Here is a 14,428-nt window from a genome sequence, read left to right on the forward strand (position 1 = left end):
CTGTTCTGCCCGTGGCGGCGTCATGAGTCGTGTGTCGCTGACCGTTGGCATCACCCCGAGCAGGTCAATCGACTGATTCTGGACGTTGTGCAACCGCACTGACGCTCCTGCTGGCGGACGCTGGCGGGGCGCCAGGACCAACCGTTTCAAGGAGATTTCGCGATGACCCTTTCGATCAATCCGCAACGCAGCATGCGTGCCGCTGTCTGGCACGGCCGTAACGATATCCGCGTCGAAGACGTTCCGCTGCCCATTTCGCCGCCTGCGGGTTGGGTGCAAATCCGCGTGCAGTGGTGCGGAATTTGCGGGTCCGATTTGCATGAGTACGTGGCCGGGCCGGTGTTCATACCGGTTGACGCCCCGCACCCGCTGACCGGGATAAAGGGCCAGTGCATTCTCGGTCATGAGTTTTGTGGTGAGATCGTCGAACTCGGCGCCGGCGTGCAGGGCTTCAGCGTCGGCGAGCCGGTGGCGGCCGATGCGTGCCAACATTGCGGCACGTGCTACTACTGCACCCACGGGATGTACAACATCTGCGAGAACCTGGCCTTCACCGGGCTGATGAACAATGGCGCCTTCGCCGAACTGGTCAACGTGCCAGCCAACCTACTGTACAAATTGCCGGCGAACTTTCCGGCTGAAGCCGGGGCACTGATCGAACCGCTGGCCGTGGGCATGCACGCAGTGAAAAAAGCCGGAAGCCTGCTCGGGCAAAACGTGGTGGTGGTCGGTGCCGGCACCATTGGCCTATGCACCATCATGTGCGCCAAAGCGGCCGGTGCCGCGCAGGTGATCGCGCTGGAAATGTCCGGAGCGCGCAAGACCAAGGCCCGGGAAGTGGGAGCGACCCATGTGCTCGATCCGAATGAGTGCGATGCCCTGGCCGAAGTACGACGCCTTACGGGCGGGCTCGGCGCGGATGTCAGTTTCGAATGCATCGGCAACAAACACACGGCCAAGCTCGCGATCGACCTGATCCGCAAGGCCGGCAAGTGCGTCCTGGTGGGAATCTTCGAAGAGCCCAGCGAGTTCAACTTTTTCGAGTTGGTGGCGACGGAAAAACAGGTAATGGGGGCGCTGGCCTATAACGGTGAGTTTGCTGATGTGATCGCGTTTATCGCTGATGGACGGCTGGATATCACGCCGCTGGTGACGGGGCGCATTCAGTTGGAACAGATTGTGGGGCAGGGCTTTGAGGAGTTGGTTAAGAATAAGGAGCACAACGTGAAGATTATTGTGTCGCCTGCTCGGGTTTGAAGTGAGCGACGACCGTTCACTGATCGAGCCATCGCTTCGACCGCCGCTCCATGCTCCCGGTTGAGGACTGGCAAAAGCTCAATCGCACAAAAAAGCCCCGCCAGAGCATCACCCTGCGGGGCTTTTTATTAGCCTGCTGCTGTCACGGTTTTTTGCCGGCCGATTTGCCGTTCTCTTTAATATAATCGCCATAAAAAGCGGCCAGTAGCCACTAGACAACTGATGTATAGCCTCGTACCTTCAATCTAAACGCCCTGCGAAACCTTTCTTACGCCTCATTTGCTGGTGTGAAATAGCCAACCTAAAAACCGACGTATACCCGGATATTGAGGTAACAGGTTCGATGCAAGGGACACACTCAGAAAGCCTACCCAGGCGCGACGCCCGGCCAGAATTTTGGCAGCTTTCCATGCGTTGTTGCCAGTTGGCGGGTAGCGTAGACGTTGCCTTCTTTTTTATTTTTCTCATTCTGGGCTCGCCCATTTTGGCGTGGATAAACGTGGTCAGTGTGGCCATGTATGTCTATGCCTATCACGCCTTCAAGCAGCGACGAAATCGGCTGGCAGTTCTCCTGATACGCATTGAAGTACTTGTACACGCAGGGCTGGGCACCGTTCTAATCGGCTGGGGAAGTGGTTTTCACTATTTCTTGTTAATGTTTATTCCAGCCCTGTTCGTCAGTATGCGGGCCCGTAGCGCCTGGATATACGCCGGTTGGCTTTGGGCCTACTACGTAAGCCTGGATGTACTGATGTGGTTCGTAAGTCCTCTGCAACCCATCTCCTCCAATGCTCTGTTGGGTGTGCATGTTTTCAACCTGACAGTGGTGTTCTGCATGTTCAGCTATCTCGCGCTGTTCTATGTGGTCACGGTATCCCGCGCGCACAAGAGCCTGGCGCGCATGGCAACGACGGACTCATTAACTGGCCTATTCAACCGTCGGCACATGATTGCGCTGACCGAGAAAATTCTGGCACGACATCATAGGCGCCCCAGCAATCTCACCTTGATGTTGATGGATATAGATCACTTCAAGCAGGTCAATGATTTGCACGGTCACGATACCGGCGATCGTGTCCTCGAAGCGGTGAGTGAACTACTCAAATGTTCAATGCGAGAGCAAGACTTTATCGGCCGCTGGGGCGGCGAAGAATTTCTCTGCATATTGCCGGACACGGATTTTAGCCATGCAACTGATAGCGCAGAACGTATACGCAAGGCTGTGCAGGCGTTGGAGATTTACAGCAATGGCAAAAAAGTCAGCGTGACTCTGTCCATCGGCGTCACTCAATATCGCGTTGAGGAGGTGCTCAGCGACGCTATTGCACGGGCCGATTGCGCGCTCTACGAGTGCAAGTTAGCCGGACGCAACAGGGTCGAGGTAGTTGGGGTCTAGATCTCTGATTTCGGCCGATTCGGGTAGCCCAGCTTTTTTTGCCTATTCCACAAACCACCTGATCGACACCGAGCACGGCGTGGTCTTACTGCTTACGGGGCCGCGCCGATGCTAGCCGGCGTTCAGACAATCTAAACATCCGACTGTTTTCAGCAGGATCGTCCGATCGCTGCCTGTCGAGACGAACGGGAGTCGGCCCAGAGCTGACGCATGCGACAGACGCCTGTCGGCCTGGACCGGACTTTTGAGTGCGGGAATTGCCCCATTCTCATCTTCCAGACACGAGCGACTGCTATGCAGATACGTAAACTGACCTACGACGACCTGCCTCACGCGAGCGCTCTTTGCCTCGACGCGTTCATGATTGCGGTTGCGCCCTCGCTGTCGACGCAGGGTGTGGAGACCTTCGCCAAGGTGGCAGCGGCGCAGGCGTTTGCCGACCGTATGGAGGGCGACAACCTAATGCTGGTGTGTGTCGCGGATGGGGCGATAACGGGGCTGATTGAACTCAAGGAAGGGCGCCACGTGGCGATGCTGTTCGTCACGCCGGGCTCGCAGCGTCGGGGCATCGGCATGCGCCTGATGGGCGCTGCACTGGAGCAAGTCAGGGATGAGGTCGTGACGGTCAGGGCATCGTTGTCTTCGGTGGCAGCCTACGAAAGCTATGGATTCGCCCTGTCAGGAGACGTGGGCGAGTTCGCAGGGCTTATCTATCAGCCGATGGAGAAGCGGCTGCCTTGATTCTCGACAGTAGTGTTCGGCGTTTGATTTCAGTGCGCCTTACTTCCTGTATGCCTCCAGTTATAGGGGTAGACAGGAACGGATAGCCAGAAACAAGAAAGCCCGCACAGGGCGGGCTTCTTGGGGTGTTTCGTAGACTGTCTGAGACAGCCCGAGACTGCTATATGGTGCACCCGGCGGGATTCGAACCCACGACCCCTGCCTTCGGAGGGCAGTACTCTATCCAGCTGAGCTACGGATGCTTGTGCGGGCGCCATCATACCCATGTCGACCTTGGGCGTCCATGCTGGTTTTTGGCCGTTGGCGGGTAGGAATTGTCTGTGTTGGGGCTCTGCGCCGGGCGCGAGGGAGCGGTGGCGGGTAACCGGGTTGAAGGTCGCTGATCCGATAAATCTGGCAAATGTGCGGTTTTTGTTCTTTTTTTCGAACATCCTATTGCCCTATACCCCCATTGATCCTAGGATTCGTTTGAGATTTCAAACGCTCTGTCTCCCGTGCGCTATCCACTTGCTTGCACGCTGGGGCTGATTTCCCTGACGGCAGCCCACAAGGCGCCTTTCAAAAACTCTAATTCGCTCCGCGCGCGCGCGGTGCTGTTAAGGAAAGCCGACATGCAGCTTAAAGATGCCCAGTTGTTCCGCCAGCAAGCCTTTATCGATGGGGCTTGGGTCGATGCGGACAACGGTCAGACCATCAAGGTCAACAACCCCGCCACGGGCGAAATTCTCGGCACCGTGCCGAAGATGGGCGCCGCTGAAACCCGCCGCGCTATCGAAGCCGCCGACAAGGCGCTGCCGGCCTGGCGTGCGCTGACCGCCAAGGAGCGCGCCAACAAGCTGCGCCGCTGGTTCGAGCTGATCATCGAGAACCAGGAAGACCTGGCCCGTCTGATGACGCTGGAACAGGGCAAGCCGCTGGCCGAAGCCAAGGGCGAAATTGTCTACGCCGCGTCCTTTATCGAGTGGTTCGCCGAAGAAGCCAAGCGCGTCTACGGTGACGTGATTCCCGGTCACCAGCCGGACAAGCGTCTGATCGTGATCAAGCAACCGATCGGCGTGACAGCCGCGATCACACCGTGGAACTTCCCCGCTGCGATGATCACGCGTAAAGCCGGCCCGGCCCTGGCCGCTGGTTGCACCATGGTGCTCAAGCCAGCATCGCAAACGCCGTTCTCCGCGTTCGCCCTGGCTGAATTGGCCCAGCGTGCCGGCATTCCGAAAGGCGTGTTCAGCGTGGTCTCCGGCAGCGCCGGCGATATCGGCAGCGAGCTGACCAGCAACCCGATCGTGCGTAAATTGTCCTTCACCGGCTCGACCGAAATCGGTCGCCAGTTGATGGCTGAATGCGCCAAGGACATCAAGAAAGTGTCCCTGGAATTGGGCGGCAACGCGCCGTTCATCGTGTTCGATGACGCTGACCTGGATAAGGCCGTCGAAGGCGCGATCATCTCCAAGTACCGCAACAACGGCCAGACCTGCGTCTGCGCCAACCGTCTGTACGTTCAAGACGCGGTGTACGACGCGTTCGCTGAAAAACTCAAAGTGGCGGTGGCCAAGCTCAAGATCGGCAACGGTCTGGAAGACGGCACCACCACCGGCCCGCTGATCGACGGCAAAGCTGTGGCCAAGGTCCAGGAGCACATTGCTGATGCCCTGGCCAAAGGCGCTACGCTGCTGGCGGGTGGCAAGGTCATGGAAGGTAACTTCTTCGAGCCGACCATCCTGACCAACGTGCCGAAAAACGCCGCTGTGGCGAAGGAAGAAACCTTCGGCCCGCTGGCGCCGCTGTTCCGTTTCAAGGACGAAGCCGAAGTGATCGCGATGTCCAACGACACCGAGTTCGGTCTGGCTTCCTACTTCTATGCTCGCGACCTGAGCCGTGTATTCCGTGTGGCCGAAGCCCTGGAATATGGCATGGTCGGCGTCAACACCGGGCTGATCTCCAACGAAGTGGCACCGTTCGGCGGCATCAAGGCTTCGGGCCTGGGCCGTGAGGGTTCCAAGTACGGGATCGAGGATTACCTGGAAATCAAATACCTCTGCCTGGGCATCTAAGCCCGGCAAGGCATTGCTGCAAGCGCAAAGGGCACGAGAGCGCTGACCCTTTGCGCGTTTTACATCGTTATTCGTAGTGGCCGGGAACGCTGTGGCAGTCGATCATCGCATGCTGCCCTAGTTGCCTCCCCGCCACGTATTCCTTGGACCACGCCACCCGATGAGTGGCGAATGAGGACTTTATGAGCAAGACCAACGCTTCTTTGATGAAACGCCGCGAAGCCGCTGTACCACGCGGTGTTGGCCAGATTCACCCGATCTTCGCCGAATCCGCGAAGAACTCCACGGTGACCGACGTTGAAGGTCGCGAGTTCATCGACTTCGCCGGCGGTATCGCCGTGCTGAACACCGGTCACGTACACCCGAAAATCATCGCGGCCGTGACCGAGCAGCTGAACAAGCTGACCCACACTTGCTTCCAGGTACTGGCCTACGAGCCTTACGTGGAACTGTGCGAAAAAATCAACGCCAAGGTCCCAGGTGATTTCGCCAAGAAAACCCTGCTGGTCACCACCGGTTCCGAAGCCGTTGAGAACGCCGTGAAAATCGCCCGTGCCGCGACTGGCCGTGCTGGCATTATCGCGTTCACCGGCGCGTACCACGGTCGCACCATGATGACCCTGGGCCTCACCGGTAAAGTCGTGCCTTACTCGGCCGGCATGGGCCTGATGCCAGGCGGCATCTTCCGCGCGCTGTTCCCGAACGAGCTGCATGGCGTGAGCGACGACGACTCCATCGCCAGCATCGAACGCATCTTCAAAAACGATGCCGAGCCGCGTGATATCGCTGCCATCATCATTGAGCCAGTGCAGGGCGAAGGCGGTTTCTACGTCGCGCCTAAAGCCTTCATGAAGCGCCTGCGTGAACTGTGCGACAAGCACGGCATCCTGCTGATCGCCGACGAAGTGCAAACCGGTGCCGGCCGTACCGGTACGTTCTTCGCCATGGAACAGATGGGCGTGACTGCCGACCTGACCACCTTCGCCAAATCCATCGCTGGCGGTTTCCCGTTGGCCGGTGTGTGCGGCAAGGCCGAATACATGGACGCCATTGCGCCAGGTGGCCTGGGCGGCACCTACGCCGGTAGCCCGATCGCTTGCGCCGCGGCCCTGGCCGTGTTGGAAGTGTTCGAAGAAGAACACCTGCTGGATCGCTGCAAAGCCGTCGGCGAGCGTCTGGTCACCGGCCTCAAGGCCATCCAGGCCAAGTACCCGGTGATCGGCGACGTGCGTGCCCTGGGCGCGATGATCGCGATCGAGCTGTTCGAAGGTGGCGACAGCCACAAGCCAAACGCCGCTGCCGTCGCCTCCGTGGTGGCCAAGGCGCGTGAGAAGGGCTTGATCCTGCTGTCCTGCGGCCCTTACGGCAACGTGTTGCGCGTACTGGTCCCGCTGACCGCGCCGGATGCGCAGTTGGACAAAGGCTTGGCAATCATCGAAGAGTGCTTCTCCGAGCTGTAAGCACGGGCTGAACCGATCGATAGAAAAAACCCGCTTCGGCGGGTTTTTTTTGTGCCCGATACAGCACATTCAACGGCTGTTCATTGTGCGTAGGCCACCGCATTGTCTAAGGTGCAGGCATTGCGGATGGAGCGTGCTGGATGAGTGCTGTTGATTTGCCCGCTGTACCCCGAGTGTTGATTGCCGAGGCAGACCCTTGGTCGCGGGACCTGCTCAAGCAGGTGTTGTTGAATGTGCGCTGCGATGCACGGTTGGATGTGTGTGCCGATGGCTGGCAAGCGGCTACGCTGCTGCGCGACAAAGCCTACGACCTGATCGTGGCGGACTGGGAACTGCCGGGCATCGATGGCCTGAGCCTGTTGCGCAACGTGCGCCAGCAGCGTCGTTCGCCCGCGCTGCCGTTCATCCTGCTCAGTAGCCGCAATGACAGCGCCAGCGTGCGTGAGGCCTTGCCCCTGGCGTCCACGGCGTATCTGACCAAACCCCTGAACATGGAAGGCCTGACCCAGCGCCTGCAAGACCTGCTGCTCAACGAAGGCGAAAGCGTGTACTGCGAAGTGCCGCGACTGGCGCCGGGCATGACCTTGCCGGTGTTCCTCGAGCGCCGCCGCGATGCCTGCGATGGCGCGCCGCTGTGGGTCGATGTGAAGGCCGCCGTGCAAGACAGCCTCGGGCCGGAGGGCCTGGACCTCAATCGCCTGGAAGACCGGGTGCGCATGGACCCGCAGATCACCGCCGTGCTGATTGCCGCCGCCAACAGCGCGGGCAATCACGGCACGCCGGTGCAGACCCTGTCGGCGGCGCTGCACACGCTGCTGGCCGGGCAAAGCATGAACCTGATCCTCGGTCTGGCCCTCAAGCACCACGTGGTGTTGGGTGATCCAGGCCTGGTGGCGTATGCCGAGCGTCACTGGCAGTTGTCCCAAGACACCGCCGACTACGCCCGCCGCCTGGCGCGCATGCTGGAGCTGGACCACGAGCGCTGTTACAGCGCGGGCATCCTGCATCGGCTCGGCGACCTGGCCTTATTGCGCTGCCTGGAAGACTGGCGCCAGGGTGGCGGGGCGTTGGATGACGAAGTGATTGGCGAGTCCCTCCACGCCTTGGGTGCCGCTTACGGTTCGTCGTTGCGCACGCGTTGGCGCTTGCCGCTGGAGCTGCGCCAGTTGATCGCGGCGGTCTACTCGCTGGAGGGCGGGGTGTATTCGCGGGAGGCGCTGGTGATGAACCTGGCGGCGCAGATGGCGCGGTTGACCGAGCATGAAGGGCTGGAAGCACTGGCCAGGAGCAAAACCGCGCGCTTGCTCAAGGTGGGGTTGTCGGAGCTGATGAGGTTGCGCAAGGCCTAGAGGGCTATGCAATTCAAATGTGGGAGGGGGCAAGCCCACTCGCACATTTGATCTGTGTTGATCCTCTAGCCAGCAACCACGCGGTTTTTGCCCAGGCGCTTGGCTTCATACATGGCGGCGTCGGCGCGGCCGAACAGGCTGTTCAAGGTCGAGTCTTGCTCGTTGAGGCTGGCCAGCCCCTGGCTGACCGTCACGGTAAACGCATGGCCGTCATAGCTGAAGCTCAACGCCTGGATTTCCTTGCCAAGCCGTTCAGCGACTTGCAGGGCCGTCTCCGGCGCGCAACCGGGGAGTACAGCGGCGAACTCTTCGCCGCCAATCCGCCCGAACAGGTCGCCACGGCGTAATACGCTACGACCGCTCTCGGCGATGCGCCGCAACACTTGATCGCCCTCCAGGTGGCCGTAGGTGTCGTTGACGTCCTTGAAGTCATCGATGTCCAGCAGCAGGAACGCCAGCGGCGCAGCCTGGGCGCAGGCACTGTCGAAGGCCTGGTTGGCGCATTCGAAAAAGTGCCGGCGGTTGCTGCTCTGGGTCAGCACGTCGGTGGTGGCCAGACGGTGCAGCTCCAGCTCCATTTGTTTCTTGTCGGTGATGTCCTCGGCCATGCCGACCACAATCAGCGGTTCACCCGGCTCGACCTGCTGGTTGATATAGCACTTGTCGCTGAGCCAGCGAATCTGCCCGTCGGCCGTGATGATGCGGTACTCGCGGTCTTCCACGGCGCCTTGGTCCAGCACGCGGGCCAGGCTGTGTTCGGCGTAGTCGAGGTCTTCGGGATGAATGCTGTTGCGCCATTCCCGGTGGTCGGCCAGCAGCAGGCCGGCTGAACGGCCGAACACCCGCTCATACGCCGGGCTCACATACAGCACGCGCCGCGACTCCCAGTCGATGGCCCATAGCACCGCACTCACGCTGACCAGCAGTGAACTCAGTAATTGTTCACGCTCACTCAGCCGCTCGACCTCGCCCTGGGCGTGCATCAACGCCAGCAAGTTCGCTGCGGTAGGGGGGCGTGGGGTTTCAGCGGTCGGGGGATCGAGTAGGTGAGTCTTTTTTTGGACCATCGGCACAACTCTCTCTGGGCGCGCCGCAGGGTTCAGCAGCGGTCACAACAAGGGGCCGCCATGATGGCGAAGTGTTGTTTGAGAGGGGTGAATTGCGTCTAAGTTCCGTCATCGGGGGCGATTTTGACGGATTAAGGGGTGTCTGGAGAATGGCGTCAAAAAAGTGATCGCGGGGGGAAGGCAAGCCTTCCCCCGGCGTGTTCACACCGCTGCTGGGCGCAACGAATAAGTCTTCAGTTGGTGGGCAAAATCGCGCAGGGACTGGATGCCGCTGGCCTCGGCCTCATGCACCCACTCCTTGATCGCGGCCAGCATATCGTGGCCGTTGGAGCTGGTTTTGAGCCAGATCTGCTGCAGGGCCAGACGCTTTTCGTAGATCACTTTCAGGGCCTGGCTGTGTTCCAGCATGCTCTGGATACGCAGGTGGTGACGGTCATCCAGCAGGCTGGTTTCCCGCGACAGCAGGCGTTTGGCACGGTGGAACTGGTGGCGCACCGAGTGATCGACCTTCTCCAGTTCCTGCTTGACCAGCGGGCCGATCACCAGCTTGCGGTACTGGGCCATGATCTGGAAACGGTTGTTGAGGATCGCCATGGCGGTGTCCATGTCCAGGTGGCCCTTGCCTTCCACGCGGTGGGCGATCGGCGCGACACGCTGCACCTTGGCCAGGCGCAGGAAGCTGAACAGTTTGATCCACGCCCAGCCGAGGTCGAACTCCCATTTCTTCACCGACAGCTTGGCGGAGTTGGGGTAGGTGTGGTGGTTGTTGTGCAGCTCTTCACCGCCCACAATGATGCCCCACGGCACCAGGTTGGTCGCCGCGTCCCGGCATTCGAAGTTGCGATAGCCCACGGCATGGCCCAGGCCGTTGATCACGCCGGCGGCCCAGAATGGAATCCACATCATCTGGATCGCCCAGATAGTGATACCGATGGTGCCGAACAGCAGAAGGTCGATCACACCCATGATTGCCACACCCAGCAGCGGGTAAGGCGTGTAGAGTTTGCGTTCGATCCAGTCGTCCGGGCAGTTCTTGCCGTAGATGCGCAGTGTCTCGGGGTTCTCCGCTTCGGCGCGATAGAGCTCGGCGCCTTTGCGCAATACGGTAGACAGGCCTTTAATGACGGGACTGTGTGGATCGTCGACGGTTTCGCATTTGGCGTGGTGCTTGCGGTGGATGGCGGTCCACTCGCGGGTGTTCTGCGCCGTGGTCAGCCACAGCCAGAAGCGGAAGAAGTGTTTCAGGCCAGCATTGAGCTCCAGGGAGCGATGGGCTGAATAGCGGTGCAGATAGACGGTGACCCCAATGATGGTCACGTGGGTCATCAACAGGGTGACTGCCACCAGTTGCCAGGCTGACAGGTCAAGAAAACCGTTGTACCACATAGGCTGTATGGCCCTCAGATAAAGAAAAAAACAGCTTACGCATTATCACTAAGCCTACAGAGAAAACCAGCCGACCTTTCAGATAGAAGTGAGCGGATGTTTCTTATTCTATAATCCCTAACCTTTGTAGGGCGAATCTAGCTTTTTAGTAAGGATTATTGGCCATATGTTGTTTTCATACCGAGGGGCCCGGCGCGCAGGGTTGGTATATCTGCTGGTTTCGCTGCTGTGGGTCGTGCTTACTCACCGGGTATTGATCGAGTTTCTCGATAACCCGGACGAGTTAAACCGGTGGCTGCAGCTGCGCGGCTACGTGTGGGTGGCCATCAGCGCCCTGGTGATTTACCTGATTTGTGCGCGCTTTGCACACGTCAACCAACGGCTGCAACCGCTGAAAGAGAGCCGCGAACGCCTGCGCCAGGCCGCTGCCGTGTTCGATTGCACCCGCGAAGGGGTGCTGGTCACCGATGCCCAGGGGCAGATCGTCCATGTAAACCGGGCCTTTATGGCGATCACCGGCTACCGGCGCGAAGATGTCATGGGTGAGCAGCCCAGCCTGTTCAAGTCAGGCCGCCATTCGTCGAGTTTTTATCAACAGATGTTCCAGGCTCTGGAGCAGACCGGCGAGTGGAGCGGCGAAATCTGGAACCGGCGCAAAAGCGGCGAAATTTATCCACAATGGCAAACCATCCGGGTGATTCACGATGACCTGGGCCAGGTCAGCCATTACGTCGCGGTGTTTTCCGATATCAGTGCGATCAAGGATTCCGAGCACGAACTGGCGCACCTCGCTCACCACGATCCGCTGACCGACCTGCCCAACCGCCTGCTGTTCACCGACCGCGCCGAGCAGGCCCTGGCTTCGGCGCAAGTGCATAAACGCGGCTGTGCATTGCTGCTGCTCGACCTGGACCACTTCAAGATCATCAACGACAGCCTTGGCCATAACGTCGGCGACCAATTGCTCAAACTGGTCGGTGAACGCCTGAAAAGCCAGTTCGGCCCCGGCGTGACGCTGGCGCGGCTGGGAGGGGACGAATTCGCGGTGTTGGCGGAAAATTGTCCACAGGTGGTGCAAGCCGCCGCGTTCGCGCAACGCATGCTCGATGCGATGAAACTCCCGTTTGTTTTTGATGGACATCAATTGTTTATCAGCGCGAGCATTGGCATCAGCCTTTTTCCCAGCGACGCGCTGAGCGCCGAACAGTTGTTGCGTAACGCTGATTCCGCGTTGTTCAAGGCCAAGAGCGTCGGCCGTGAAGGCTACGCGTTGTACACCGAAGAGTTGACCGCCCACGCCCAGAACCGCGTGGAGATTGCCAGCGAGCTGCGCCGCGCCCTCGACCAGCAGGAGCTGCGTGTCTACTACCAGCCGGTTCACGACCTGCAAACCAGCCGCCTGGTCGGCGTCGAAGCCCTGGTGCGCTGGCAGCACCCGGAACGCGGCCTGGTGCCGCCGGTCGAGTTCATCCCCATCGCCGAACGCACCGGCCTGATTGCCGATATCGACGCCTGGGTCATGCACCAGGCGTGCGCCCAGATGTGCCAGTGGCTGGCTGACGGCGCGCCGCTGAGCTTTATGGCGATCAACGTGTCCAGCCGCATGTTTGCGCGACGCGAGTTGTATGAGCAAGTCGCCCAGGTGCTGCATGACACCGGCCTGGACCCGGCTTACCTTGAGCTGGAAGTCACCGAAAGCGCAGTGATGGAAGACCCCGAAGTGGCCCTGGAGCAACTGCACCGCCTGCGCGAGCTTGGCCTGCGCCTGGCCATTGACGATTTTGGCACCGGCTATTCCTCGCTGCTGCGCCTCAAGCGCCTGCCGGTGCAGAAGCTCAAGATCGACCAGGGCTTTGTTGCCGGGTTGCCGTGGGATGAAGACGACGCCGCCATCGTGCGCGTGGTGATCGCCCTGGCGAAAAGCATGGGCATGCAGGTCCAGGCGGAAGGGATTGAACAGGTGGAACAGGCGCGGTTCCTGTTGGATCACGAATGCGGCATGGGGCAGGGGTATTGGTTTGGGCGGCCGATGCCGGCGAGTGAGATCGATTGGGCGCTGGCGCCCGTTATTCGACAGCCCTCCTCGAACGAGACTTGAAACACCGCCAAAATGTGAGTGCGGGCTTGCGCTCTGTGAGGGACTGTCGGACGAAATATTCGCAGCCTGTCGACACCCTCATCGCGAGTAAGCGCGGCTCCCCCAGGGGTCAGCAGCGTCTGTGCGTCAGTATTTTCACCCTCAAAACCTTCGCAACCCCGCGTCCTGCCAGAAAATTCTTTTTGGTTATATAAACATTCTTAAATAGTATTTTTAAGAATATCCGCGCTTATCTACTATCGCCCTCACGCCGCAAGCAGTGCCGCTACTGCGCGGCACTCTTCATTTCAGGAGCGAGACCATGAGCGCATCTCTACGTAGCGTCGACGGCCAGGACGAAGCAGCCATTTTGCGTGAGATCCAGAGCGCGTTGCGCGATCTGCGCTTTGGCGCGGTGGAAATCACTGTGCACAACGCTCAAGTGGTACAGATCGAACGCAAAGAAAAATTCCGCCTGCAGAACCCGGGTAACAAACCGAGCTAAGCAACCACGGCGATTCGCACGCTAGACCCGCAACTATAAGAAAAAGCCAACACCCCAGAATTTCAGGAGCTTTCTATGTCGTCGATTCGCCGTTACGCCCTGGCCGCGTTGGCCAGCGCCGTGTTTGCTGGCTCTGCCGTGGCCAAGGACTACGAGTTGCTCAATGTCTCGTATGACCCGACCCGTGAGCTGTACCAGGACTACAACGCTGAGTTCACCCATTTCTGGAAACAGTCCCACCCCGGCGACACCGTCAAGATCCAGCAATCCCACGGTGGCTCGGGCAAGCAAGGCCGTGCGGTGATCGACGGCCTGCGCGCCGATGTGGTGACCCTGGCGCTGGCCGGTGACATCGACGAAATCGCCAAGTTGGGCAAGACCCTGCCGCAAAACTGGCAGACCCGTCTGCCGGACGCGAGCACCCCGTACACCTCGACTATCGTGTTCCTGGTGCGCAAGGGCAACCCAAAAGGCATCAAGGACTGGGGCGACCTGATCAAGAAAGACGTGTCGGTCATCACCCCGAACCCGAAAACCTCCGGCGGTGCGCGCTGGAACTTCCTCGCCGCCTGGGCCTACGGCCTCAAAGCCGGGGGCAGTGAAGCCAAGGCCCAGGAATACGTGCAAGCGCTGTTCAAGCACGTACCGGTCCTCGACACGGGCGCGCGCGGTTCGACCATCACCTTCGTCAACAACGGTCAGGGTGACGTGCTGCTGGCCTGGGAAAACGAGGCGTTTCTGGCGTTGAAAGAAGACGGCGGCGCCGGCAAGTTCGACATCGTCGTGCCGTCCTTGTCGATCCTCGCCGAACCGCCGGTGGCCGTGGTCGACAAAAACGCCGAGAAAAAGGGCAACACCGAGATCGCCACCGAATACCTCAAGCACCTTTACAGCCCGGCGGGCCAGGAGATTGCGGCGAAGAACTTCTACCGCCCACGCGATGAGAAAATCGCCGCCCAATACGCCCAGCAGTTCCCGAAACTGGACCTGGTGACTATCGACAAAGACTTCGGCGGCTGGAAAACTGCGCAGCCGAAATTCTTCAATGACGGTGGCGTGTTCGACCAGATCTACACGGCGCAGTAAAAACACCGCCCTCTGTAGGAGCGAGCTTGTTCGCGAAGAAGGTCCAGGCA

Annotated in this window: 11 protein-coding genes and 1 tRNA gene; 9 read left to right on the plus strand and 3 right to left on the minus strand. The window is 59.8% G+C overall.

All coding sequences use genetic code 11. The features are described 5' to 3' along the window. Positions 1 to 192: 192 nt before the first annotated feature. From P3S72_RS01835 to P3S72_RS01850, 3 genes are all read left to right on the plus strand, one after another. The gene (locus tag P3S72_RS01835) at positions 193 to 1,257 is read left to right on the plus strand and encodes a 2,3-butanediol dehydrogenase (RefSeq protein ID WP_247400187.1); all 1,065 of its coding nucleotides are present in this window, start codon (positions 193 to 195) and stop codon (positions 1,255 to 1,257) included. Between the two features lie 343 nt (positions 1,258 to 1,600). Further along, entirely contained in the window at positions 1,601 to 2,653 is a 1,053-nt protein-coding gene (locus P3S72_RS01840; protein ID WP_276195765.1) for a diguanylate cyclase, read from the plus strand. Positions 2,654 to 2,947: 294 nt separating this feature from the next. Beyond that, positions 2,948 to 3,394 (plus strand): GNAT family N-acetyltransferase, encoded by a 447-nt coding sequence (locus tag P3S72_RS01850; RefSeq protein ID WP_276195767.1) that lies wholly within the window; start codon positions 2,948 to 2,950, stop codon positions 3,392 to 3,394. Positions 3,395 to 3,559: 165 nt separating this feature from the next. On the opposite strand, the gene P3S72_RS01855 is transcribed toward P3S72_RS01850, so the two are convergent. Further along, a tRNA-Arg gene (locus P3S72_RS01855) sits at positions 3,560 to 3,636 on the minus strand. 369 nt (positions 3,637 to 4,005) lie between these two features. On the opposite strand from P3S72_RS01855, the gene gabD reads away from it, so the two are divergent. The 3 genes from gabD to P3S72_RS01870 all read left to right on the plus strand — a co-directional run bounded on the left by gabD (position 4,006) and on the right by P3S72_RS01870 (position 8,257). Next, entirely contained in the window at positions 4,006 to 5,448 is a 1,443-nt protein-coding gene (gene gabD, locus P3S72_RS01860; RefSeq protein ID WP_276195770.1) for an NADP-dependent succinate-semialdehyde dehydrogenase, read from the plus strand. A 182-nt stretch (positions 5,449 to 5,630) separates the two neighbouring features. Then, positions 5,631 to 6,908: a 4-aminobutyrate--2-oxoglutarate transaminase gene (gabT, locus tag P3S72_RS01865; RefSeq protein WP_247400183.1), complete on the plus strand. Its 1,278-nt coding sequence runs from the start codon at positions 5,631 to 5,633 to the stop codon at positions 6,906 to 6,908. A gap of 140 nt (positions 6,909 to 7,048) precedes the next feature. Beyond that, entirely contained in the window at positions 7,049 to 8,257 is a 1,209-nt protein-coding gene (locus P3S72_RS01870; protein ID WP_276195772.1) for an HDOD domain-containing protein, read from the plus strand. A gap of 65 nt (positions 8,258 to 8,322) precedes the next feature. Here P3S72_RS01870 and P3S72_RS01875 read toward each other — a convergent pair whose 3' ends face one another. Next, positions 8,323 to 9,324 (minus strand): sensor domain-containing diguanylate cyclase, encoded by a 1,002-nt coding sequence (locus P3S72_RS01875; protein WP_276195773.1) that lies wholly within the window; start codon positions 9,322 to 9,324, stop codon positions 8,323 to 8,325. A 201-nt stretch (positions 9,325 to 9,525) separates the two neighbouring features. Next, positions 9,526 to 10,710, minus strand: coding sequence for a delta-9 fatty acid desaturase DesA (desA, locus tag P3S72_RS01880; protein ID WP_276195775.1), 1,185 nt, complete (start codon positions 10,708 to 10,710; stop codon positions 9,526 to 9,528). A 166-nt stretch (positions 10,711 to 10,876) separates the two neighbouring features. On the opposite strand from desA, the gene dibA reads away from it, so the two are divergent. The 3 genes from dibA to P3S72_RS01895 all read left to right on the plus strand — a co-directional run bounded on the left by dibA (position 10,877) and on the right by P3S72_RS01895 (position 14,378). Continuing rightward, on the plus strand, positions 10,877 to 12,808 hold the full coding sequence (dibA, locus tag P3S72_RS01885; protein ID WP_276195777.1) for a phosphodiesterase DibA: 1,932 nt from the start codon (positions 10,877 to 10,879) through the stop codon (positions 12,806 to 12,808). A gap of 301 nt (positions 12,809 to 13,109) precedes the next feature. After that, a complete protein-coding gene (oscA, locus tag P3S72_RS01890) occupies positions 13,110 to 13,292 on the plus strand; it encodes a sulfur starvation response protein OscA (RefSeq protein WP_003170956.1) in 183 nt (60 codons plus the stop codon). Positions 13,293 to 13,367: 75 nt separating this feature from the next. Next, entirely contained in the window at positions 13,368 to 14,378 is a 1,011-nt protein-coding gene (locus tag P3S72_RS01895; protein WP_276195792.1) for a sulfate ABC transporter substrate-binding protein, read from the plus strand. Positions 14,379 to 14,428 lie beyond the last annotated feature (50 nt).

Source organism: Pseudomonas sp. D3, from assembly GCF_029320995.1.
GTDB lineage: Bacteria > Pseudomonadota > Gammaproteobacteria > Pseudomonadales > Pseudomonadaceae > Aquipseudomonas > Aquipseudomonas paraveronii.